This window comes from Salegentibacter salegens (assembly GCF_900142975.1).
Classification (GTDB): domain Bacteria; phylum Bacteroidota; class Bacteroidia; order Flavobacteriales; family Flavobacteriaceae; genus Salegentibacter; species Salegentibacter salegens.
Map to the genome: position 1 here is coordinate 2,168,171 of NZ_LT670848.1, position 24,414 is coordinate 2,192,584.

The 24,414-nt window shown below is 38.0% G+C and carries 15 protein-coding genes; 8 read left to right on the forward strand and 7 right to left on the reverse strand.

Translation table 11 applies throughout. From position 1 onward, the window contains the following. The first annotated feature begins 42 nt into the window (after positions 1 to 42). From B5488_RS09705 to B5488_RS09720, 4 genes are all read left to right on the forward strand, one after another. Complete coding sequence (locus B5488_RS09705) at positions 43 to 711, forward strand: response regulator transcription factor (protein ID WP_172839998.1); 669 nt, start codon at positions 43 to 45, stop codon at positions 709 to 711. A 222-nt stretch (positions 712 to 933) separates the two neighbouring features. Next, complete coding sequence (locus B5488_RS09710; RefSeq protein ID WP_079735082.1) at positions 934 to 2,334, forward strand: MFS transporter; 1,401 nt, start codon at positions 934 to 936, stop codon at positions 2,332 to 2,334. A 114-nt stretch (positions 2,335 to 2,448) separates the two neighbouring features. Beyond that, positions 2,449 to 5,973, forward strand: coding sequence for a nitrate reductase (locus tag B5488_RS09715; protein WP_079735083.1), 3,525 nt, complete (start codon positions 2,449 to 2,451; stop codon positions 5,971 to 5,973). A 44-nt stretch (positions 5,974 to 6,017) separates the two neighbouring features. Then, complete coding sequence (locus tag B5488_RS09720; RefSeq protein WP_079735084.1) at positions 6,018 to 7,466, forward strand: rubredoxin domain-containing protein; 1,449 nt, start codon at positions 6,018 to 6,020, stop codon at positions 7,464 to 7,466. Positions 7,467 to 7,491: 25 nt separating this feature from the next. Here B5488_RS09720 and cobA read toward each other — a convergent pair whose 3' ends face one another. Next, complete coding sequence (cobA, locus tag B5488_RS09725; protein WP_407690206.1) at positions 7,492 to 8,307, reverse strand: uroporphyrinogen-III C-methyltransferase; 816 nt, start codon at positions 8,305 to 8,307, stop codon at positions 7,492 to 7,494. Positions 8,308 to 8,760: 453 nt separating this feature from the next. Between cobA and B5488_RS09730 the strand changes: the two genes are divergently transcribed. Further along, positions 8,761 to 9,762 (forward strand): PAS domain S-box protein, encoded by a 1,002-nt coding sequence (locus B5488_RS09730; protein WP_079735086.1) that lies wholly within the window; start codon positions 8,761 to 8,763, stop codon positions 9,760 to 9,762. 33 nt (positions 9,763 to 9,795) lie between these two features. On the opposite strand, the gene B5488_RS09735 is transcribed toward B5488_RS09730, so the two are convergent. From B5488_RS09735 to B5488_RS09750, 4 genes are all read right to left on the reverse strand, one after another. Continuing rightward, positions 9,796 to 11,022, reverse strand: coding sequence for a cation:proton antiporter domain-containing protein (locus tag B5488_RS09735; RefSeq protein WP_079735087.1), 1,227 nt, complete (start codon positions 11,020 to 11,022; stop codon positions 9,796 to 9,798). A gap of 299 nt (positions 11,023 to 11,321) precedes the next feature. Beyond that, positions 11,322 to 12,560, reverse strand: a complete 1,239-nt coding sequence (locus B5488_RS09740; protein WP_079735088.1) for a tetratricopeptide repeat protein — start codon at positions 12,558 to 12,560, stop codon at positions 11,322 to 11,324. Positions 12,561 to 12,581: 21 nt separating this feature from the next. Then, positions 12,582 to 15,113 carry a DNA gyrase subunit A gene (gene gyrA / locus B5488_RS09745; protein ID WP_079735089.1) on the reverse strand — a complete coding sequence of 844 codons (2,532 nt, stop codon included), beginning with the start codon at positions 15,111 to 15,113 and terminating at the stop codon, positions 12,582 to 12,584. Between the two features lie 158 nt (positions 15,114 to 15,271). Continuing rightward, positions 15,272 to 16,519, reverse strand: a complete 1,248-nt coding sequence (locus tag B5488_RS09750) for an IS4 family transposase (RefSeq protein ID WP_079736478.1) — start codon at positions 16,517 to 16,519, stop codon at positions 15,272 to 15,274. Positions 16,520 to 16,758: 239 nt separating this feature from the next. On the opposite strand from B5488_RS09750, the gene B5488_RS09755 reads away from it, so the two are divergent. Continuing rightward, entirely contained in the window at positions 16,759 to 19,320 is a 2,562-nt protein-coding gene (locus B5488_RS09755) for an ATP-dependent Clp protease ATP-binding subunit (protein WP_079735090.1), read from the forward strand. Positions 19,321 to 19,437: 117 nt separating this feature from the next. After that, positions 19,438 to 19,812 carry a hypothetical protein gene (locus B5488_RS09760; protein ID WP_079735091.1) on the forward strand — a complete coding sequence of 125 codons (375 nt, stop codon included), beginning with the start codon at positions 19,438 to 19,440 and terminating at the stop codon, positions 19,810 to 19,812. Here B5488_RS09760 and hutH read toward each other — a convergent pair. After that, positions 19,809 to 21,317: a histidine ammonia-lyase gene (gene hutH / locus B5488_RS09765; protein WP_079735092.1), complete on the reverse strand. Its 1,509-nt coding sequence runs from the start codon at positions 21,315 to 21,317 to the stop codon at positions 19,809 to 19,811. The two genes, B5488_RS09760 and hutH, sit on opposite strands and share 4 nt — an antisense overlap. Before the next feature lie 252 nt (positions 21,318 to 21,569). Next, positions 21,570 to 23,093 (reverse strand): NAD(P)H-hydrate dehydratase, encoded by a 1,524-nt coding sequence (locus B5488_RS09770; protein ID WP_079735093.1) that lies wholly within the window; start codon positions 23,091 to 23,093, stop codon positions 21,570 to 21,572. Positions 23,094 to 23,330: 237 nt separating this feature from the next. Here B5488_RS09770 and gcvT point away from each other — a divergent pair, with 237 nt between their 5' ends. Then, positions 23,331 to 24,413 (forward strand): glycine cleavage system aminomethyltransferase GcvT, encoded by a 1,083-nt coding sequence (gene gcvT / locus B5488_RS09775; RefSeq protein WP_079735094.1) that lies wholly within the window; start codon positions 23,331 to 23,333, stop codon positions 24,411 to 24,413. Position 24,414 lies beyond the last annotated feature (1 nt).

A 24,414-nucleotide genomic window follows, 5' to 3' on the forward strand; every position in this document is an offset into this window, starting at 1 on the left:
TTTAAAAATGCGTATTTTCGTACGTATAAAATCAGAAATATTATGGGTCAAACCAGAATTCTTTTAGCCGATGACCACGAATTAGTTCGTGATGGCATTATTGCCCTACTGGAAAACGAAGAAAACCTTACAGTGGTAAATGAAGCGGCCAACGGTATGGAAGCCCTTGAAATCATTGAAAAAGACCAGCCCGATTTACTTATTGTAGACATTAGAATGCCAAAGCTTAATGGTATTGAAGTAGTAAAAAAAGTAAAAAATGATTTTCCCGATTTAAAAACACTGGTTCTTTCTATGCACGATTCTACCGAATACGTAGTACAATGCGTAGAAGCAGGCGCAGATGGTTATTTACTAAAAGGATCCAGCAAGGAAGAATTTCTTAAAGCCATTAATAAGATTGCCGGCGGAGGAAAATACTTTAGTGGCGATATTTCTGCTATTATCGTTAACAATTTTGTGAATGGAAATTCTGAAAAGCATCTTAATAAAAACTCCCAAAAACAAGATCCTGCGCTCAACATACTTACCAAAAGAGAGAAACAAATTTTAGAACTTATTTTAGAAGGAAAAAATAACCAGGAGATTGGCGATAGGCTTAAAATAAGTAAACGAACTGCCGAAGCACACCGGTTTAATTTGATGAAAAAATTAGAAGTAAAAAATCTTATGGAACTTACCCATAAATCCCTTGAGCTAAAATTAATTTAAGAAAATCTCCCATAATCACCTATAATCAGGTCTTTAATTAAAACAGTTTACTTCCCTCCTCCTACCAGAAATCCTTTCTTACCTGAAGATTAATATTTTATTCCTGCTGTTATTTAAATATTTAGAATTCTAAAGGCCTTATTTTCTAATTTTCGCATTAATTCATTTTTACTTATTTTTCTAAGTATTTATACTTAATTTTAAAACATAAAACTAAGTATTATGAAAGATGTGATCACTGGTAAAGCAACAAAATTAGATTTAAGAAATTTTAGAAGTATTCCAATAAGAACATTTTGGATTTCGGCAATTGCCTTTTTTATCTGTTTCTTTTCCTGGTTTGGAATAGTGCCATTTATGCCCCAGGTAGAAAAAGATTTAGGACTTAGCCCTTCCCAAAAATGGAACGCTATAATACTGGCAGTATCGGGAACCGTTTTTGCCCGCCTTCTTATTGGTAAATTATGCGATAAATACGGCCCCAGGCTCTGCTACACCTGGTTGTTGATGTTGGGGGCCATTCCCACCATACTTTGCGGGCTGGTACAAACTCCATTGCAATTTCAGCTTTGTCGTTTATTTATGGGCTTTATCGGGGCTTCGTTTGTAATTACGCAAGTACATACTTCCTTAATGTTTGCATCTAACGTAGTAGGCACGGCGAACGCAACCTCTGCCGGTTGGGGCAACCTGGGTGGTGGCGCAAATAGGTTGGGAATGCCTTTAATCGCCGCCGGTTTGGTGGCTTTTGGCGTGGCAGAAACTGAAGTTTGGCGGTATGCCATGGTAGTAGCCGGGCTGGTATGTTTTAGTATGGGTTTTGTTTATTATTTTTTCACCCAGGACACCCCGGAAGGAAATTTTTCAGATTTAAAAAAATCGGGAAAAAGAATTCCTGTTAAAAAGGATCAAAATGGATTTTTAACCGCTATTAAAGATTACCGGGTCTGGATACTCTTTGTAGTTTATGGTGTTTGTTTTGGAATAGAACTTACCGTTTATGGCACAATGGACAGCTACCTGCAAAACACCTTTAACCTGGAGCGTGTAACGGCCGGAAACATTATTTTGGCCTTCGCTCTTATGAACCTTTTTGCCAGGACCCTTGGCGGTTATTTTGGAGACAAATCGGGAGAAAAAGGCGGGTTAAGGGGCCGCGTATTCTTTCTTACCTTAATTCTAATTGCTGAAGGTGTTATCCTTTCGCTATTCTCAATGGCCGGCAGCCTTATTATAGCCATTGTACTCCTCACTGCATTCAGTCTCGCAGTACAAATGGCAGAGGGTGCAACATTTGCCGTAGTCCCATTTATCAATAAAAAAGCTATAGGTTCAATTTCAGGAATCGTAGGTGCTGGCGGAAATGTAGGAGCATTTTTCGCAGCTTTATTCCTAAAAATTAAATCGGTTGCTGCTGAAGAAGCAGCAATCGCTGCTAACGAAGGGCGAAGTAGTGAAATTATTGAAGCAGCAAGGGCTTCGGCATCTTCTGCAGCAATTTCTGATGCATTTTTATGGATTGGTTTCAGTATTCTGGCCGCAGGCCTCGTTAGCCTGGCAATTCGTTTTTCCCAGGAAGATGAAAAAGAGGCTGCATTAGAATTAAGCCACCAAAATGCTTAGAAATCCTTTAATAATCGCCTGAGTTTTATAAGGATTTAGCAGAAAAAACGCATTCTTTTAATAAATTATAAGCGCTTAATAACCAGCGTTTAAGTATATTTTGTCGCTGATTGTATGAAGAAAATACTAAAAGAAGAAATTAAAACTACCTGCTCCTATTGTGGGGTAGGCTGTGGTATCGTAGCACAAAAAAGCCCAGATAATAAAATCACGGTTAAAGGTGATAAAGAGCATCCTGTAAACCGCGGAATGCTTTGTTCTAAAGGCATGAACCTTGATTATGTAGTGAATAATGTATCTGACAGGATCCTGTATCCTGAAATGCGTTGGAGCAAATCCCACCCGAGGGAACGGGTAAGCTGGGACCAGGGCCTTGATCGTGCTGCCCGAGTTTTTAAAACCCTAATTCAAAAACATGGTCCCGATAGCGTTGGTTTCTACGTTTCGGGACAATGCCTAACTGAAGAGTATTATATCGCTAACAAACTTACCAAAGGCTTTCTTGGCACAAATAATATCGATACCAATTCCCGTTTATGCATGAGCTCGGCAGTAGTAGCTTATAAAAAAACTTTCGGGGAAGATTCAGTACCGGTTTCTTATGATGATATTGAAATGGCCGATTGCTTTTTAATCGCTGGTGCTAATCCGGCCTGGTGCCACCCTATCCTTTTCCGAAGACTTGAAAAACATAAAGAGGAAAATCCAGAAGAAGTAAAAGTAATTGTGGTAGACCCTCGCAAAACCGATTCTGCACGCTTCGCAGACCTGCATCTGCAACTTATCCCGGGGACCGATATTATTCTGTTTAATGCTATTGGCCGCCGTTTAATAGAACGAGCTTATATCGATAAAAGTTTTATAAAAGAACACACTGAAAATTTTGCGGATTATAAAAAACAGGCATACTCACTTTCCCTGAAAAAAGCAGCTAAAGAATGTGGCGTTCCTGTAGAAGAAATTAAAGAAGCTGCTGAAATGATTGGCCGCTCCAAAGGCTTTATAAGTATGTGGGCTATGGGGCTCAATCAAAGTGCTGTGGGTACCGATAAAAATTTTGCGTTGCTGAATCTTTCCCTAATAACCGGACGGGTGGGAAAACCCGGCAATGGCCCGTTTTCGCTTACCGGCCAGCCCAATGCAATGGGCGGTCGTGAAGTTGGCGGAATGGCAAATTTACTCGCAGTTCATAAAAACTTGAATAACCCTGATCATAGAAAGGAAGTTGCAGATTTTTGGGGTGTCGATAAAATTTCAGAAAAACCGGGATATACCGCTACAGAGATGTTTGATGCCCTGGAAAGCGGGAAATTAAAAGCGGTTTGGATTGCCTGTACCAATCCGCTGGTAAGTATGCCCGATGTCCGCAAAGCCGAAGCTGCACTTAAAAAAGCCAAATTTGTGGTGGTTCAGGAAATCTCACATAAATCGGACACCCTGGAACATGCCGATTTGGTCTTACCGGCTGCCGGATGGATGGAAAAGGAAGGGACCATGACTAATTCTGAAAGACGAATTTCGTATTTGCCACAGGCGCTCACCCCACCTGGGGAAGCCCGTGCCGATGTGGAAATTTTTTGTGATTTTGCCCAAAGAATGGGATTTCCTGAGTTCAACTATAATTCTACAGAAGAGATTTATGCGGAATATTGTGAAATGACTAAAGGGACCAATATTGATATTTCCCATCTAAATTACGACCGACTCAAAAATGAAGGAAGTATTCAATGGCCCGTCCCTGAATATCGCCATCCCGGCACTAAAAGGTTGTTTGAAAACCAACAGTTTTACACACCTTCTAAAAAAGCGATTTTCAATATACCCGCATCAATTAATAATACATCTACGCAACCCGATGAAGATTTTCCATTAATCCTAACAACGGGAAGGGTTCGGGATCAATGGCACAGTATGACAAAAACCGGAAAAGTTTCCCGGCTTCGTACCCATTATTCTTCACCGGTATTGGAGATTAGTCCGGTAGATGGGATTAAAAATTTTATTAAAAACGGCGAAGTCGTGGAAGTAAAAAGTGAAAATGGAAATGTTAGAATACGCGCAAAAATCACCAAAGACGTAAGGCCGGGCGTTCTGTTTTTACCGATGCACTGGGGAAAGCAACTTCAAAGTGACCTTAACCGGGCAAATAACTTAACCTTTAATCGCGTTGATCCGCAATCAAAAGAACCCGATTTCAAATTTACCAGGGTTTCGGTTTCGAAATATAAAAAACCGGTAGAAAAAATAATAATTATCGGTGCAGGAGCGGCAGCATTTCGGTTTGTTCAAAATTATCGTGAGCACAATAAGGATGATGAGTTACACGTATTTTCAGAAGAAGAACATCCTTTTTACAATCGTGTCTTACTGCCGGAATATGTTACGGAAGAACTCAGCTGGGAAAAACTTTTAAAAATTAAGGAAGTTGAATTGGGAAAATTAAATCTTCAGCTTCATAAAGGCTGTTCTATTTCCAAAATAGATAAAAAAGAGAAATCGGTAACCGACAACCTGGGTGGAAAACATCATTTTAATAAATTGATTATTGCAACTGGAAGTCGGGCATTTGTTCCTAAAGATGCCCAGCTGGATTCGCCGGGAAGATTTACCATGAGAAGCAAAGCAGATGCAGATGAATTTAAAACCTACCTGGAAAACACTGGCCTTCCGCCCGCGGAACAACACGTGGTGATTGTAGGCGGCGGGCTGCTTGGTTTAGAGCTTGCGGCGGCACTACAGAAAGAAAATGTAAATATTACCATAGTACAACGTTCATCCCGCCTTATGGAACGCCAGCTTGATATCCTCTCCAGCAGGCTCCTGGCCAGGGACGTGCAGGAACGGGGAATTAATATTTATTTTGATAACGAAGTAAGTACTGTTTTTGATGATGAAGAAAATCCCGGAGAACTAAATATTAGTCTCAAAAGTGGAAAAATCCTTAACGCCCACGCCATTGCTTATGCCATTGGGACACGTCCAAATATTGAAATTGCTAAAGAAAGCGGTCTCACGTGTGGAAGAGGTGTAAAAGTAAACGAGCATTTACAAACCTCGAATCCTAATATTTTTGCAATTGGAGAAATTGCGGAATATAAAGGTCAGCTTTTTGGCATCACCTCTGCCGCCGAAGAACAGGCCGAAACGCTATCCAACTTTTTGGCCGGCGATGTAGGCAGTATTTACCAGGGCTCCATATTAATGAACATCCTGAAATTTAAAAACCTGGACCTTTGTAGTGTGGGAGATATTAATGTTCCCGCCAACGATCCTGCTTATGAAGAGATTATTTTTACCGATGTTAATAAGCGGTATTATAAAAAATGCATTGTAAAAAATGATCTGCTCGTTGGGGCCATTTTAATGGGTAATAAAAATGAATTTGCTCAATTTAAAACTCTTATTGAAAGCAAAATGGAACTGGCCGATAAGCGCGATACCCTATTACGCGGTTCGGGAAACAGTAAACCGGTAAAGGGAAAACTGGTTTGCTCCTGCAGCCAGGTAGGTGCCGGAAACTTACAGGAAGCTATTAAAAATGGAAATAAAGATTTTACAGCTCTCTGTAAAGAAACCGGAGCCGGTTTGGGTTGCGGAAGTTGCAAAACAGAAGTTCGGGAGCTTTTGGTTGCCGGGTAGTCTGCACGCGGCTCACGGTTGCTGTTTAAATTAAATAGATTATCATGGAAAAATCATTCTCAAGAATAATTATTAAAGGAGGCGTTTTATCTCCTGCGGAATTAAAGGAAATTGTAGAACTGGCCGAAGCATCGGGTTCAGATTCTATTTCGCTGGGCTCCCGTCAGGATATTTTGATTACCAAAGCAGTTGATGCCGAAACTTTTTCTGCTGAAAATAAATATCAAATAATTCCACCCAAAACTGAGGGGACTGAAAATATTGTTTCTTCTTATGTGGCTGCAGATATTTTTCCGGGAACGCACTGGCTTACCGGCGACCGTTATTTATATGTACTGGAACAGTTTAGGCTACCCCCGAATTTAAAAGTGAATATCACAGATCCTAAACAACGTTTGGTTCCTTTATTTACCGGTCATCTAAATTTTATCGCATCAGAACACGAAGATTATTGGTATCTGTACATCAGACTACCAGAATGGCAAAAAATGCAGGTATATCCTGCGCTTATCTATACCTGGGATGTAGGCGATATTGTCTATGGAATTGAAGAAATGCTTCAGGAAGAACCCGAAGAGGTAGAGATGATTTTTAATTTGTTAAGTGACGCCATTGAAACCAATAATAGAACAATTGACAAATCCCTTGAAATCCCATATCATCCTTTTCCGTATTACGAGGGAATGAATAAGATTGGGATGGATAGTTATTGGCTGGGACTTTACTGGCGAAATAATAAATATTACACCAGCTTCCTCAAAGAAATGTGTGATTTATGCGCTGAATCTAAAATTGGGAAGATCTCAATTACACCCTGGAAATCTTTGATTATAAAAGGGATTCCTACAAACTCTAAACTCGAGTGGGAAAAATTTCTAGGAAAGAGAGGGATTAACGTGCGGCACTCAATGTTAGAGCTAAACTGGCATATTCCGGTAGACAATGAAGAAGCATTGAAGCTAAAAAAATACCTGGTTTCCAATTTTGACCAAAATGATATTAGTACCTATGGATTGACTTTCGGAATTTTTGATTCAACTAAAAGGAGCAACTATTTTACCGCCGTGGTAATTGAGAAAAATAAAACACAAAAAATCTTAAATGAGATTCCGCTACGCGATACTTACAATCTACTTTATGCTCAAAATTTTGATCCAAATACACAAGATTATGTGATTCACGTGCAGGATGTGGATAAAGTTGAATTACCAGGTTTACTTATGGAATTGAGTAAAATGTACTTTAATCAATTGGGAAAAGAGAAAGAAAAGCCCAGAAAGAAGCCCGAGCCTGAACCCAAAAAAGAAAAATTGAGTAAAGAAATCTGGCAGTGTAAAGCCTGTCTAAGTATTTATGATGCAGAATTTGGTGACATTACTCAGGAAATTCCTGCGGGAACTCACTTTGAAAATCTTCCGGCAACCTACGTCTGCCCGCTTTGTGAAGCTGCTAAGTCAGAATTTAAAAAATGCCTTCAGGAGAATGTTACTTAGTTTTAAATTGTATTAAAGAGAATAATTATGCTGTTATAGGTAGATCGAAATAATTAAGATTCTGAAGGATAAATTCGTCAATCTCTGCAGTGTTTACGTCTTCATTATAAGCCTCACATTCTTTTACCACTTCTCCAATAACGATAACTGCCGGTGTTCCTATTTGGTGTTTTTGCACCAGTTTTTCGATATTACTGATATTTCCGGCAATTAGCTTTTGTTCTTTCCAGGTACCGTTTTGTATAATCGCAATGGGTAATTTCTCCTTAGCTTCTTCCTTATATAAAGCTACAATTTCAGCGAGTTTACCCATTCCCATTAAAATCACGACAGTTGCAGATGTTTTTGCAGCCAGGGCCACATCCTTAGAAAGTTTATGTCCCGAAGTAGTCCCGGTAATTACCCAAAAACTTTCGGCGATATGTCTTTTGGTAACCGGAATTCCCAACGAAGCCGGCACCGAAATAGCCGAGGAAATCCCTGGCACCACTTCTACTATTACGCCGTGCTCACGAGCATATTTCTTCTCTTCACTTCCGCGTCCAAATACAAATGGATCACCGCCTTTTAAGCGCACCACAGGCCCTTTTTCCCGGGCAAATTTCACGATAAGTTCGTTTATCTGATCCTGGGCATAAGCATGGCAACCCTTTCTTTTCCCCACAAAGATTTTCTCAGACTGAGAAGCGTGCTCCAGGATTTGAGGATTTATGAGTGCGTCATATAAAACCACGACACATTCATTTAATGCCTTTACAGCTTTTAAAGTTAGTAAATCTGGATCTCCGGGACCTGCACCCACAATTGTACATTTTGGTATATTGACTAGTGTTTTCATCATATTCCGATTAATCTAAATCCTAATTGAAGAATTAATTTTCTCAACTAAAATCTTCTATTTGAAAACACAATTTATAAAATTACACAGAAAACTAAGTATTTTTACGTAAGTAATTTGTAGACATAAAGTATTTTTATGACCTTAGCATTTTTCTGGATTCAAAATTATTCAAACGCATTTTTAATTAGACGCTATTACGAATACATTAATTTAAAATTTATTATTTTTAATGGCTTACTATTTTAAATATTCCCGGTTTGAAAGTCATTTGACTTCTATCACAAGCTTAAGGAAATTTGATAATTAGTAAACTACCTCGGGGCAAGCCCACGAGGCATTTTATAAGAAAAACATTTTGATTCGAGACAAGCCTCGGAGCATTTAAATCTCGATTATCGAGTAATCATGTGAATTGTCAGGAAATTAAATCGAAACTCTATCCCTACCCCAGCTATGTTTAAGAATAAACCCTACCATTTCCTATTAATAGAGGATAATGATGGAGATTATTATTTAATCTCTGATTACTTAAAAGAAAAATTACCACAGCATTCCCTCATCCGGTATAGTAAATTCTCAGATTTAAAAGAGAATGAACTAAGTGTGCCATATGATGCCATTTTGCTTGATCTCAACCTGCCCGATAACAAAGGAAACGACCTGGTAAACAAAGTATGCCACCTATTCGCTGAAATTCCTATAATTGTATTAACAGGAGAAGTTTTTGAAGAATTTGCGTTAGATGCTATTTCCCTGGGTGCTTCAGATTATTTAATTAAAGATAACCTGAACCCCGATATTCTCTATAAAAGTATAATTTACAGTATTGAACGAAAAGCAAACCTTCTATTGATTAAAAAATCGCAGCAACTATATTTCGATTTGTTTGAGTTTAATCCCCAGCCTACCTGGGTCTACGATTTAGATACTTTAAAGTTTCTGGATGTAAATGAGAAAGCTATAAAACATTATGGATATTCTAAGGAAGAATTCTTAAATATGACGATAAAAGATATACGTCCACCAGAAGAAATTCCTATGATGGAGGCTTCTCTAAAAGATTTTAAAGCTGAAAAAAAGTTAGAAGGAAATAGAATCTTTACTCATTTAAAACAAAATGGTTCAGCGATTCAGGTGAAAATTGACAGTAAAATAATCACTTATATGAATCGGAGGGCTGCAATAATTGTAGCCACAGATATAACTGAAGAAATTGCACACCAACAAATCATTGAAAAGCAAAATGAAGAATTAAAAAATATAACCTGGATCCAGTCTCATTTAGTTAGGGCGCCGGTTGCTAAAATTCTTAGTATTGTAAAAGAAACTTCATGGGAAGAGTTAGACCAGGATGAACGCTATTTTTTATTTACAGGTTTAAATGAATCGGCTACTGAATTAGACGGTATTACCCGCCAAATAATCGGGAAATCTGAAGCTATTCTTCAGCTATAGATATTAAGCTATTTTTAGGCGGCCAGTGAAAAACTAAGGCTGTTTTCCATCTGAATTGTTAGCCAATTGATAATACCATTTAGAAAAGGCTAAACTGCTTAGGCCATGAATTACTGTAGAAGCCATTACCACCAAACTGGTAATAATCCATGCATTTTCATCTTTAGTCTTTTCAAAAGTTAATACAGCATAATAGAGTGCAGCCACACCAATGGGGCCAAACCAGCCCATTAATAACTGATCCTTAAATTTAGATTTAAATTGAGGAGCTGCTTTAAGAATCAATAGAAAACCGGGAATCCTTCTGAATAAAATAATTGCCAGAATTAGGGTTAAAGAAGTCCAGATTCCTAAATCGAACCACTCTTTCCAGGGAAGGAGTAAACCAAAAATAAAGAAAACAGGCATAGTAAAAATACGATCCATAGATTCCTGAATACGTTCTTCCTGAATTGTTTCATTTTCAGAAATTTCAGAAGAAAATGCCAAACCACCTATAAAAACACTAAAAATTCCATTCATACCTATAGCATTAAAACCCGATAAGAGTAAGAATGCGAGCGCCAACGAAAAAGGTAACACCGCTTTAGTTGTCATCCACCCATTTACGTGAGCCTTATGCATAAGTTTACCGAATAATTTCCCTGAACCGAATGCTAAAAAACCACAGAGAACAGTAGCAAACAATAAATCTTTTAAAAACCAATCTTGCAAATTTTGTTCATTAGTTATCAAAATAAGCAGTAAGAGAATTAATGGATAAACCAGCCCGTCGTTTACACCAGATTCAAGCGAAATTGTATTTCGTATTCTTGCCGGTAAGAATTTCTTTGCATTCTCTCCAGAAACAATGGTAGATGCCACTACGGGATCTGTAGGCGTTATAATAGCTCCTATAAGGCAACTTTCAAGCAGCGACAAAGGTAACAACCAAAATAAAATTATCGAACTGCATAAAAACATTGCAAGGATACCTAAAACAATAACTATGGACTGTGTTTTTAAATGCTTTCTGAAGTAGTTAGTGGGAATTCGTAATGCAGTAGCCATAAGAGCAACTGCCATTGTAAACTCTGTAGCTTTTTTGAGAATATCCATAGATTTACCAGTCTCCAGCGATATGAAGTTGAATAATTCGGGGCCAAGTACTACCCCAAAAATTAATGCAATTAAAGAATCTGTTATATAGTGATTTTCCAGCTTTTTATAAAAGGTGCCAGATAAAATAATTAAAGCGCTAATAGTAAAGATTAATAGCATATTACAAGGCTTTATAAGTTGTAGTTTAGAGATAATACAGTTGTGCTAAAAACTAAGTTATTAAATTATTAATACTAAATATAAATTAGAGCTTTTATCTCTTTTAAAAAATCATATTGAAGAAAATACATTATCGCAATAAATCATTATTTCAAAATCCCCACGTTTGCAAAATTCTTTTAAAGGAAATTCAGAAATTTAATTTCCTGAATTCTATTCTTGATAATTCATTTTAAAAACAGGACATAAAAAAACCACCGGAATTCCGGTGGTTTCAATTATAAATTAAGAAGCTTTATTTACTCTAAGCGAGCTTTAAGCTCTGCAGCTTTCTCTTCTTCCCCTAATTGGGTGTAGATATTTATTGTAGTTCTTATCGCGTTAACATTCTCGGGATCATTTTCAATCACCTTTTCAAGATAAGGAACAGCTTCTTCATAAATCTCTTTACGCTCTTCTTCAAGCTCCTCATAACGTTTGTTATCTTCTTTACTCATTCCAAGCTCATTCATCTGGTCAATTAGGTCACGTTCCTTTGCCAGGATGGCTACCACAATATTCATTCTTGCATTGGTCATCTCAGGATCAATTTCAAGAGCTTTTTCATAATACTCAATAGCCTGTTCATTATTACCTAAATCTGCAGCTGTTACGCCAAGATTATAATAAACGTTAGGATCATTAGGATTTTTCTTCACAATTTCCTGCATCAGTTCATTGTACTTTTCCTTATCACCCATTCTGTAATAAACATCGGCTTCTGCCTGGATTAATGCAATATTGTCAGGATTTTCAGCTTTAGCATCCTGAATAGCATCTATTGCTTTTTCATCTTCACCTTCCTGGATATAGATTAAGGCAATATTTTTAGCAATCTCTCCTTTTTTAGTAGGAATTTTACGTTCTTGAGGATCTTCGTACTCGCCGGTTTTAATCATTAAATCCCGCTGCTCTTTCTGCATTACTTCTTGTTCACCACTTTCTACATTGGTGGCAAGATATTCTACACCAGAACCGTCAAAACCTAATTCTTTTAGATCTTCATAGTATCCCAACGCGGTAGTATAATCCTGAGCGTTTAATGAGTTGGCAGCAGCATAGTATAAATAAAGTGTATCCTGCTTATTTAACTGGTAGCTGTAATGCAATTTATCTGAAGCGCTCTCATAATTTTCGGAATTTTGATCGTTAATAGCACTTTGTACCAAAGCGTTTCTAACCTGTTCAAAACCCTGTACTGCTTCATCCTCATTCCCCATTTCCTGGGCTTTCTTAAAAGCTTCGGCAGCTACTTCCAGGTCTTCCAGAGAAGCATTTTCTCCATTTCCTAAATATGCCTGACCTTTATAAAGGTAGAATCGCTCTGTCCATTTCTCATTTGCTTCAGAAAGCATAGATTCGGCAGTTTGTAATTCAGTTTTGGCTTCTGCATAGTTGCCATCTTCTACGGCATCGCCTGCATCTCTAATTTCACCTTTTTGTGCAACGGCAGCCACCGATAATAATGACAACGCAACAGTAAAAATATTAGTTTTCATCTTGTTTTGGTTTTATTATAGTTATTCTTCACTATCGTCTGCAATAGTTGTGCCATTCGGGTTTTCTTCAGCGTCTTCGGCCTTCTCAGGGTCTTCCATCAATTCAACATCGTCTTCATCGTGCAATACTTTTGCAACAGCGGCAATGGCATCATTCCCTTTAAGATTGATTAATCTAACTCCCTGAGTTGCACGTCCCATCACTCGAAGATTTGCAACTTCCATTCTAATTACAATTCCAGATTTATTGATGATCATTATATCTTCATCATCTGAAACATTTTTAATAGTAACAAGACTACCGGTTTTTTCGGTTATGGAAATTGTTTTAACTCCTTTTCCTCCCCTATTTGTTATTCTATAGTCTTCAAGACTGGATCTTTTACCGTATCCATTTTCAGAAACAACAAGAATATCAGAATTGAAATCTTCTACTGAAATCATCCCTACAACTTCATCTTTATCATCGGCTAGGGTAATTCCTCTAACACCAGAAGCGTTTCTACCCATAGGTCGGGTTTTGCCCTCTTCAAACCTAATTGCCTTACCACTTCTTACCGCAAGCATTACCTGGCTATCGCCATTGGTTAACTTTGCTTCCAGTAGTTCGTCGTCTTCTCTAATGGTAATTGCATTTATCCCGTTAGTTCTGGGTCTGGAATACTGCTCTAGTGAAGTTTTCTTCACCTGACCTTTTTTAGTGGCCATAATTACGTAATGCTTATTTACATACTCTTCATCCTTAAGATCCTGAGTACAGATAAAAGCTTTTACGCGATCGTCAGGATCAATATTAATAAGGTTTTGAATAGCTCTTCCTTTTGAAGCTTTACTGCCTTCCGGAATTTCGTAAACCCGCATCCAGAAACATTTTCCTTTTTGGGTAAAGAACAACATATACTGGTGATTGGTTCCTGAGAAAAGATATTCAAGGAAATCTTCATTTCTTGTATTAGAACCTTTTTGGCCAACTCCTCCCCTATTTTGAGTTTTGTATTCGGTTAAGGAAGTCCTTTTAATATATCCGGCGTGAGAAATTGTAATTACCACACGTTCATCGGGGATCATATCTTCAATACTCAAATCACCTCCGGCATATTCTATAGTAGAACGTCTCTCGTCTCCGTATTTCTCTTTTATTTCTAGAAGCTCGTCCTTAATAACCTGCATACGGCGTTCTTTTCGCGCCAAAATGTCTTTAAGGTCTTCTATGGTATTCATTATTTCTTCATACTCTGCACGCAGTTTGTCCTGCTCTAATCCAGTAAGCTGGCGTAAACGCATTTCTACAATGGCCTTGGCCTGTAGCTCGCTTAACTCAAAGCGTTCAATTAATTTATTCCTGGCTTCTTCAGCATTGCTGGAAGAACGAATTAAGGCAATAACCTCATCTATATTATCTGAGGCGATAATTAAACCTTCCAGGATATGAGCCCTATCTTCAGCTTTTCGAAGTTCGTATTCTGTTCTTCTTACCACAACTTCGTGCCTGTGCTCTACAAAATGATAAATAATATCTTTTAGGTTAAGCATCTCTGGTCTTCCTTTTACTAGCGCAATATTATTGACACTAAAGGAAGTTTGTAAAGCAGTGTGTTTATATAAGGTATTTAATACTATGTTTGGAATGGCGTCACGTTTTAATTGGTAAACGACACGCATTCCGTTTCTATCAGATTCATCCCTAATGAGACTAATCCCTTCAATTTTCTTCTCGTTAACAAGATCGGCAGTTTTCTTGATCATATCTGCCTTATTCACCTGGTAAGGAATTTCGGTAACGACAAGAAACTCTTTTCCGTTAATCTCTTCTAACGAAGATTTGGCGCGCATAACAATACGGCCTCTTCCGGTTTTAAAAGCTTCACGAACCCCATCGTACCCATAAATAGTTCCACCGGTAGGAAAATCGGGAGCTTTAATGTGCTCCATCAATTCTTCTATCTCAATATCGTTATTTTCAATATAGGCAATGGTTCCGTCTATTACCTCAGATATATTGTGAGGTGCCATATTGGTAGCCATACCTACGGCAATACCGCTGGCACCATTCACCAAAAGGTTTGGGATACGAGTTGGCATTACTACCGGCTCGTTTAAAGAATCATCAAAGTTTAGCTGGGTATCTACCGTTTCCTTATCGATATCAGCGAGCATATCCTCACTAATTTTTCGCATCCTGGCTTCGGTATAACGCATAGCCGCAGGACTATCTCCATCTACAGATCCAAAGTTACCCTGCCCGTCTACAAGCATATAACGCATACTCCAGTGTTGGGCCATCCTAACCATGGTATCGTAAACCGAAGAATCTCCGTGAGGGTGATACTTACCAAGTACTTCCCCTACGATCCTGGCCGATTTTTTATAAGACCGGTTAGAGAGTACTCCAAGTTCATACATCCCAAATAATACCCGGCGATGCACCGGTTTTAAGCCATCACGAACATCTGGTAAAGCACGTGACACAATGACCGACATTGAATAATCAATGTAAGCCGATTTCATTTCATCTTCAATATTTATAGGAATAAGCTTTTCTCCTTCAGCCATATTGTAAAGTTTATTTTAGTTCTCTAATCTAACGTGCCAATTTACGTATTTTATAGATGTTCAAGCCTTGTTTGGCGTATTGTTTACCCAAATTTCACACTCATCCGAAAGTTTTTGACTTTAAACCTAAAACCTTCGGCCACCCCTATTTTCAGGCTTCAATTAGGGCTAATGGGAGAAAATAAGTCTGGATCTACCCTATAGTGGAGTTTGGTCTGACCCCTTATTCTTTTCGCCCCTTCTCCTACGGTATTGCAGGCATAATCGAGGGTAAGATAAAAACATAGACAGATCCTGATCTTTTCCACGAAATTGGAAAATGCATGTTCTTTTTTGGCTATTGTCCTCACAATTATCTGGAGCAGCAAATAGGTTATGAGCGCGATGTATATTTGTGATTTTACGGCGTTCTCACTGGTTCCAAGGAAGGTCTTTATTTGGAGGTTCTGTTTTATCGCCTTAAAAAAAAGTTCAATATCCCATCGTTTTTTATAAAGGTCCGCGATGGTCCTGGCGCTCCAATCCAAGTTGTTGGTGATTATTTCTATCACTTTGTTCTCGTCCTGCTTATAAACGTGCACCAACCGGAGAGGGTGTTCCGCAATGCCTGTTTCCACGGCCTTCTTGCTTGGTAAAACGATGATCTCGTCTTTTAGGATATCCTGATCGCTACCTTCGGGGAGCTCCAGTTCTTCCAAGGTTTGATAGACCGTATTGATCTTGATGCGAGTGACAAAAACATTTTCTGCCGCGATCCTCTGGCGCATCAACAGAAAATCGAAGTACGCCCTGTCCTCCACGATGACCGTTCCCTTTCGGAAAACGGATTGGGCCAGTCCTTTGCTGTCATGGAGCTTTGCCTCTGTTATATTGACCATATCGGGGATCATCATGGCATCGTCCCAGCAGGTATGTATTTTTATACCTCCTTTAGCTGTCCGAAACTTTGCCCAATCGAACATGGACAGACATAGACTGATCGTGGTGCTGTCGATCAATTTTATGTCACGGTCTTTGATTTCCTTGATTATATGAGACTGTCCGTGCTTCGACAATAGTCGGCCATAGTGCCCTAACAACCGGTAATATAAGCTCTCGAAGACTTTATAACTCCTCTTTTTGTTGCCATCGCTCATGGTAGAACGCGCTGGGCTCTGCTCAAGACCCAAATCCGAAATAAATGTTTCGCTGACCCCGATACCAGTGGAAATGTCACTAAGAGTGTAGCATTTATTCAGCTGTCCGAAAGTTTGGGCAACGAATTGATCGTAGGTCTTATATCTGCTGCACCCCTTGTCGCCATTGTGCTCATCGGCACAACGCGTGAGCATCCAGCGAGGACATAGGTCAATTATTTGTCGAAGAAGAGGTTTGTTTGTATTTTTAGTGCGCCTGAAGAGTCCCATAAAAATTATTTTTTTTGTCCAAAACAAAAATAAGGGATTCTCAGGCTATTTTATTTTTCAACTTTCGGATGGTTGTGCCCAAATTTTATTAACAAATATTTAGTGGGTTATCGTTAATAAGTTCCTTATTTTACCCTTTGAATATTGAAAGTAATTTTGTCAATTAGCTAATATCATAGGATTAGGTATAATTTTTGAAAGTTTTGTACTGAATAAATAAGAGAGAAAGGAAGATAAAGATGGATGATAATTTTTCACCAAGAGTAAAAGATGTAATTGCATATAGCAAAGAAGAAGCATTGCGTTTAGGTCACGATTTTATTGGAACTGAACACCTTATGCTTGGTTTGCTGCGAGATGGAGATGGTAAAGCCATAGATATTTTAAATGCATTAGATATAGATTTAAGTCATTTAAGACGTAAAGTAGAAATACTTAGCCCGGCCAATCCCGAATCTACTGCGGTTTCTAACGAAAAAAGAAACTTGCACCTTACCCGCCAGGCAGAGCGGGCCTTAAAAACAACTTTTTTAGAAGCCAAGCTTTTTCAAAGTTCTAATATAAATACTGCGCACCTATTGCTATGTATTTTACGAAATGAAAACGATCCCACTACGAAACTACTTAATAAACTTAAGATAGATTATGATGGGGTTAAAGACCAGTTTAAATATATGATTGCCAGCGACGAAACTGATTTTCAGGATAGTCCTACGGCCGAATCATTTTCTGACGACGATAGCAGTACCGATGACGCTACTAAAGATAATCCGTTTAGCGGAGGTGGTAGCGGCCCGGGAAAAACTTCCAAAAAGTCTAAAACCCCTGTTTTAGATAACTTCGGAAGGGATCTAACCGCGATGGCTGAGAATGATAAACTGGATCCCGTTGTTGGACGTGAGAAAGAGATTGAAAGAGTTTCGCAAATTCTGAGTAGAAGAAAGAAAAACAACCCATTGCTAATCGGTGAACCCGGAGTTGGTAAATCGGCTATTGCTGAAGGTTTAGCACTTAGAATTATACAGCGTAAAGTTTCAAGAATACTGTTTGATAAACGCGTGGTTACTTTGGATCTTGCGAGTTTAGTAGCAGGAACAAAATACCGCGGCCAGTTTGAAGAACGTATGAAGGCTGTAATGAATGAGCTTGAAAAGAATGATGATATTATTCTTTTTATAGATGAAATTCATACCATTGTAGGTGCCGGTGGCGCCACAGGAAGTCTGGATGCCAGTAATATGTTCAAACCAGCCTTAGCCAGAGGTGAAATTCAATGTATTGGTGCTACTACTTTAGATGAATACAGGCAGTATATTGAAAAAGATGGTGCTTTAGAAAGAAGGTTCCAAAAGGTGATTGTTGAACCTACTACGGTAGAGGAAACTATTGAGATTTTGAATAATATTAAAGATAAATACGAAGATCACCATAATGTTTCTTACACCGATGATGCGATTGAAGCCTGTGTGAATTTAACCAACAGGTATTTAACCGATCGTTTTCTTCCAGATAAAGCAATTGATGCGTTGGATGAAGCAGGTGCCCGTGTACATATCACCAACATAGACGTACCAAAACAAATTTTAGATTTGGAGCGTAGATTGGAAGAAGTACGCGAAAAGAAAAATTCCGTAGTTAAAAAACAGAAATACGAAGAAGCTGCAAAACTTAGGGATGACGAGAAAAACCTTGAAAAAGAATTGCAAATAGCCCAGGAAAAATGGGAAGAGGAATCTAAGAAACATAAAGAAACGGTTGATGAAGATAGTGTTGCCGATGTTGTTTCTATGATGACCGGGGTACCCGTAAATAGAATTGCACAAACTGAAAGCAATAAACTGGTTGAACTTCCTAATAAAATAAAAGGGAAAGTAATTGGCCAGGACGATGCAGTAGGCAAAGTAGTAAAAGCCATTCAAAGAAACCGTGCCGGACTTAAAGATCCCAACAAACCCATTGGGTCATTTATATTTCTAGGTCAAACCGGTGTTGGAAAAACACAGCTGGCTAAAGTACTTGCCCGTGAGTTATTTGATAATGACGATTCACTTATTCGAATAGATATGAGTGAATATATGGAGAAGTTTGCCATCTCAAGATTGGTTGGAGCGCCTCCGGGATATGTTGGTTACGAAGAAGGTGGCCAGCTTACCGAAAAAGTGCGTAGAAAACCTTACGCGGTTATTCTCCTCGATGAGGTAGAAAAAGCGCATCCAGATGTTTTCAATATGCTGCTTCAGGTACTGGATGATGGGTATTTAACCGATAGCTTAGGAAGAAAGATAGATTTTAGAAATACGATTATCATCATGACCTCCAATATAGGAGCAAGAAAACTTAAAGATTTCGGACAGGGAGTTGGATTTGGTACCGCTTCACAGCGTTCTCAAGTAGATGAAAATGCAAGAAGTGTAATTGAAAACGCGCTTAAAAAAGCATTTGCCCCTGAGTTCTTGAACAGGATTGATGATGTAGTAATCTTTAACAGTCTTGAACGTGAAGACATTCATAAGATTATTGATATTGAATTAGTGAAATTATTTAGTAGAATTGGAAGTCTTGGTTACAACTTGACCTTAAGTGATAAAGCCAAGGATTTTATTGCTGAAAAAGGATTTGATAAACAATATGGTGCAAGGCCACTAAATAGAGCAATTCAGAAATATATTGAAGATGCGTTGGCTGAAGAAATTATCACTTCAAAACTAGCTGAAGGTGATAAGATTTTTATGGATCTCGATGAAGAAAAAAATGAATTAACGATAAAAATCGATAAAGCGGTTAAAGAAACCGAATCTTAGAGTTTTAAAGGATTATTAGTAATATAAAAGGCTATTTGAAAGATTCATTTCAAATAGCCTTTTTTTAATATATTCCCTGAAATATATTAAGTTTGCAAAGAATTAATCCCTACATTAATGACTACTGATAAAATGGAATTGAAATTTGGGCGGGTGCGCATTTTTCAAAATATCCTAATTGCCGAATTGAATGAAGGCGTCCTGTTCACATCAGAAGATAATCAAGAATTATTAGCTATTGGAAAAGAGGTGTTTAAGGATAGAGCCTATGGTTACATTTCTTTGCGTCAAAATTCTTATGCCGTAGATCCTATGGTTTATAGGGAATCTGCCCGGGCCCAAAATTTGAAAGCTATTGCAGTGGTAAGCGAAAATGAGCTTATTCGGTTAAATGCACATAAAGTAGAACGCCAGTTTTATAAAGCCCCAAATTCTTTTGAGGTTTTTGACAATTTAGACCAGGCAATAAATTGGATTAAATATAAAATTTAATCAAAAATATTTTCTTTAAAACTAAAGTTTGCCAAATAAGATTTTGCCGCTTTTATGTGTGGCGCCATTGTCTCATCGTTATGTAAGATAGGTACTACCTCTCTAAATTCGGTTAAAACATCATTTAACATTGCCGAAGTTTTTGCCGGCTCTCTAAAGTGCATGGCCTGCGATGCATTAAATAACTCGATAGCAAGAACACTATTTAAGTTTTCTACTACTTTTAAAAGTTTTGTTGCGCCGTTAGCGCCCATGCTCACGTGATCTTCCTGCCCATTGGAAGAAACTATAGAATCTACTGAAGCGGGAACCGCAAGTTGTTTATTCTGGCTCACAATACTGGCTGCGGTGTACTGCGGAATCATAAAACCGCTATTTAAACCGGGATTTTCAACCAAAAATGCCGGCAACCCGCGAAGCCCGGAAACCAATTGATAAGTTCTTCTTTCTGAAATATTAGCAAGTTCTGCCAACGCAATTGCTAAATAATCTACTGCTAAAGCCAGAGGCTGTCCGTGAAAATTCCCCCCGGAAATGATCTTATCTTCTTCAATAAAAATATTGGGATTATCGGTTACCGAATTAATTTCAGTTTTAATTGTTTTTCTTACAAAACTCAAGGTGTCTTTACTCGCGCCGTGAACCTGGGGTATACATCTAAAACTATAAGGATCTTGTACATTTTCTTTCTCACTTTGGGCAATCTGGCTATCATCTAAAAATCTACGAATGCGTTCAGCAGTTTTTATCTGCCCGCGATGTGGCCTTGCCATATGCACCAGTTCATCAAAAGGAGATAAATTACAATCAAAAGCATCTATAGAAACCGAACCAATAAGATCGGCCAGGTAAGACAATTTATAAGATTTTAGTAGTGCGTAAACTGCGTGGGCACTCATAAATTGAGTACCATTAAGCAAAGCCAAACCTTCTTTAGATTGCAGTTTTAAAGCTTCCCAATTTTGGCGTTTTAGCAAGTCTGCACCGCTAATAATTTCTCCTTCAATACAAACTTCTCCTTCCCCAATTAAAGGAAGTGCCAGGTGAGCAAGCGGCGCAAGATCTCCGGAAGCTCCTAAAGAACCCTGTTCATAAACTATGGGCAAAATATCCTGGTTGTAAAAATCTATAAGCCTTAAAACGGTTTCCAGGGCAATGCCGGAATTCCCGTAGCTTAAAGATTGAATTTTCAACAGAAGCATCAATTTTACAATCTCTTTATTCACCTTATCGCCGGTTCCACAGGCGTGTGATTTCACCAGGTTTTCCTGAAGTTCGGTTAATTTACCCGGACTTATCTTTACATTACATAAAGCTCCAAAACCGGTATTTATTCCATAAACTGGAGTATTACTTTCGGTAATTTTTTTGTTTAAGTATTTTCTGGATTTCTGGATATTAGATTCAGCTTCTTCACTAAGCGCTAATTTTTTATCATTTACCAGTATATCTTCAATAGTTTCTAAATCTAAAATGGCTGAACTGATATAATGATGAGACTGCATAAATTACAATTTTAGATATTGAAGATATATTCTGAACTTATTGAAACTTCAGTAAATTCAGACTTGTGTTAGTAATTAAAAACGATATAATTAATTGCGAAAAAAGGTTAATAATCAATATTTCAGCTATAAAATAAAATCATTTTAATTTTCTGCGCCAAAATTCTTATTTCTATTGATGCAATCCAAATTTAAAACCGAAATTTTAAGAATTTCTCAAATTAAAGTTTTAAACAATTCTAAAAGAAGAACCTATATCTTCTTTTCATCATTCATTAAAGCCAAAAATGCTTTTCCCAGGTTATCACTTATATCACCCGAAATTAAAGCCTCATACCCTTTTTCTTCAGCACAAATATCACCTGAAAGTCCGTGTAAATAAACCCCTAAAATCGCTGCCACAAGAGGCTCATATTCTTGCGACATTAAACCAGCAATAATTCCTGAAAGAACATCACCACTTCCAGCTGTTGCCATTCCGGGATTTCCAGAGTTATTAATATAAGTGTGTTTACCACTAAAAATAAAGCTGTGAGCTCCTTTTAAAACCAGAATTATTTTATATTTTTTAGTGAATTTTTCGATTTTATCCATCTTCTCAAAATCGTCTTCCCACTTCCCTATTAGTCGCTCCAATTCCTTAGGATGCGGTGTTAGTACTGAATGTTTTGGAAGCAAATTAAGAAGTTCATTATTTTCTGAAAGCATATTTAATCCATCAGCATCAATAAGCATAGGTTTTTGGGTTTGTTCTAATAAGGCTTTAAAAGCTTTTACGGTTTTAGAAGATTTCCCGGCCCCCATTCCAAAACAGATCACATCTGGTTCAAGATCGGTTTCAATATTGGTGAGTTCGTGCTCATCTTTATCGGTAATTAGCATCGCTTCAGGAAAGCTGGTTTGTAATATATCGTATCCGCATTTTGGAATAAAAACACTACATAAACCGGCACCCGCTCTTAAGACAGATTTAGCCGAAAGCACCATACTTCCAATTTTCCCATAACTTCCACCAACAACAAGAGTATGGCCGTAATCGCCTTTATGGGAATTCTTATCGCGTGGTTTATAAAGCTGCCTGGCTTCACGTTTACCAATTAGCTGTGCCTTGGCCTTGACTTCTTTTAGATAGGCACGATCCAAACCAATATCCATAACCTGAACTTCACCCGCATATTTCATTGTTTCCGGCAGAAAAAATACCAGTTTAGGCGTTTGGAATGTAAGGGTATAATTTGCTTTTATCACAGCGGCATCTTCTCCCGGCACCTTATTGGGAAACAATCCCGATGGCATATCTACTGCCAGGCAAAAAGCTCCAGAATTATTAATATGTAACAACAATTTCGCGAGCCAGCCTTCAGCAGGACGGTTTAGTCCTATTCCAAAAATAGCGTCTACACAAAAATCGCCAGGAGATATTTCAGGAAAATCTTCTTCTCTTTTTATCAATGCAGGCCAGGTGTTGCTTTCCTTTTTATACCTATCATAATTCACAAGAAAATCATCTGAACGCTTATCACTGTAATTCACTACATACACTTCAACTTTATAGCCGTATTTATGGAGCAAACGCGCAACTACGAGGCCGTCTCCACCGTTATTTCCTATTCCGCAAAAAATTTTAATATTAATATCTGCACCTTCCAGCCTTGTGTGAATCTCACTAAAAACCAGGCTTGCCGCACGCTCCATTAAACGCGTGCTTGAAATTCCTTCGTTTTTAAGCGTGACTTCATCGGCTTCTTTTAATTGTTCCGCAGATAATATTTTCATAATAGTTTTTGTTAAAAAATTATTCTTATAAAATTACAAATTAAAGCTTGAAAGCTTCGATCTAAAAATTTAATCTAAACTTAAAATTCCTATAGATTTGCCAATAATAGTTTAATATGGCAACTATAAACAAAAGAATCACCTGCTCGCATTAGAATGCTAAGGATTCTTCATAAAAAGCCTTTTTTAATATTGTATTCAAAGTGAAATCAATAAATTTGCCCAAATTTTAGAAAAATGAAAGAAGTTGCCCTCGCTGCCAGACATAAAGAATTAAATGCCAAAATGGTACCTTTTGCAGGTTATAATATGCCTGTTTCTTACGAAGGTGTGAATATAGAACACCAGAACGTTCGTGAAAAATTAGGGGTTTTTGATGTTTCCCATATGGGGGAATTCTTAATTACCGGCGATAAGGCTTTAGAGCTTATCCAAAAAATCACCACCAACGATGCTTCAAAACTGGTAGATGGGAAAGCGCAATATACCGTGATGCCCAACGAAACCGGTGGAATTGTTGACGATCTAATTATTTACAGGATTAATTCTGAAAAATATTTACTGGTAGTAAATGCTTCTAATATAGATAAAGACTGGAATTGGATTGCGCAACACAATTCAATGGATGCCACAATGCGTGATATGTCTGACGAATTTTCACTTTTGGCTATACAGGGACCAAAAGCGGCTGAAGCAATGCAATCATTGACAGATGTAGATCTTTCTAATATGAAATTCTACACTTTTGAAGTAGCCGAATTTGCAGGTATTGATAAAGTAATTATTTCGGCTACGGGTTACACCGGGAGCGGCGGATTTGAGATCTATTTTAAAAATGAAGATGCCGAACTAATTTGGGATCGCATCATGGAAGCAGGAAAAGACTTCGGGATAAAACCTATTGGTTTAGCAGCCCGCGATACTTTAAGGCTTGAAATGGGTTTTTGTCTCTACGGTAATGATATAGATGAAACCACTTCCCCAATTGAAGCAAAACTGGGATGGATCACAAAATTCACTAAAGACTTTATTAATTCTGAAGAGTTAAAAAAGGAAAAAGAAGAAGGGCCAAAACGAAAGCTTATCGCTTTTGAACTGGAAGAACGTGGAATCCCACGCCAGGGTTACGAAATTGAAGATGAAGATGGCAAGGTTATTGGCGAAGTAACTTCAGGTACAATGTCACCATCGCTGGAAAAAGGAATAGGTTTAGGCTACGTGCCTTCTGAAGTTGCTAAATTTGGCAACAAGATTTTTATAAAAGTTAGAAAAAAATCCATTCCGGCCGTACAGGTGAAATTGCCCTTTTATAAAGGCTAAT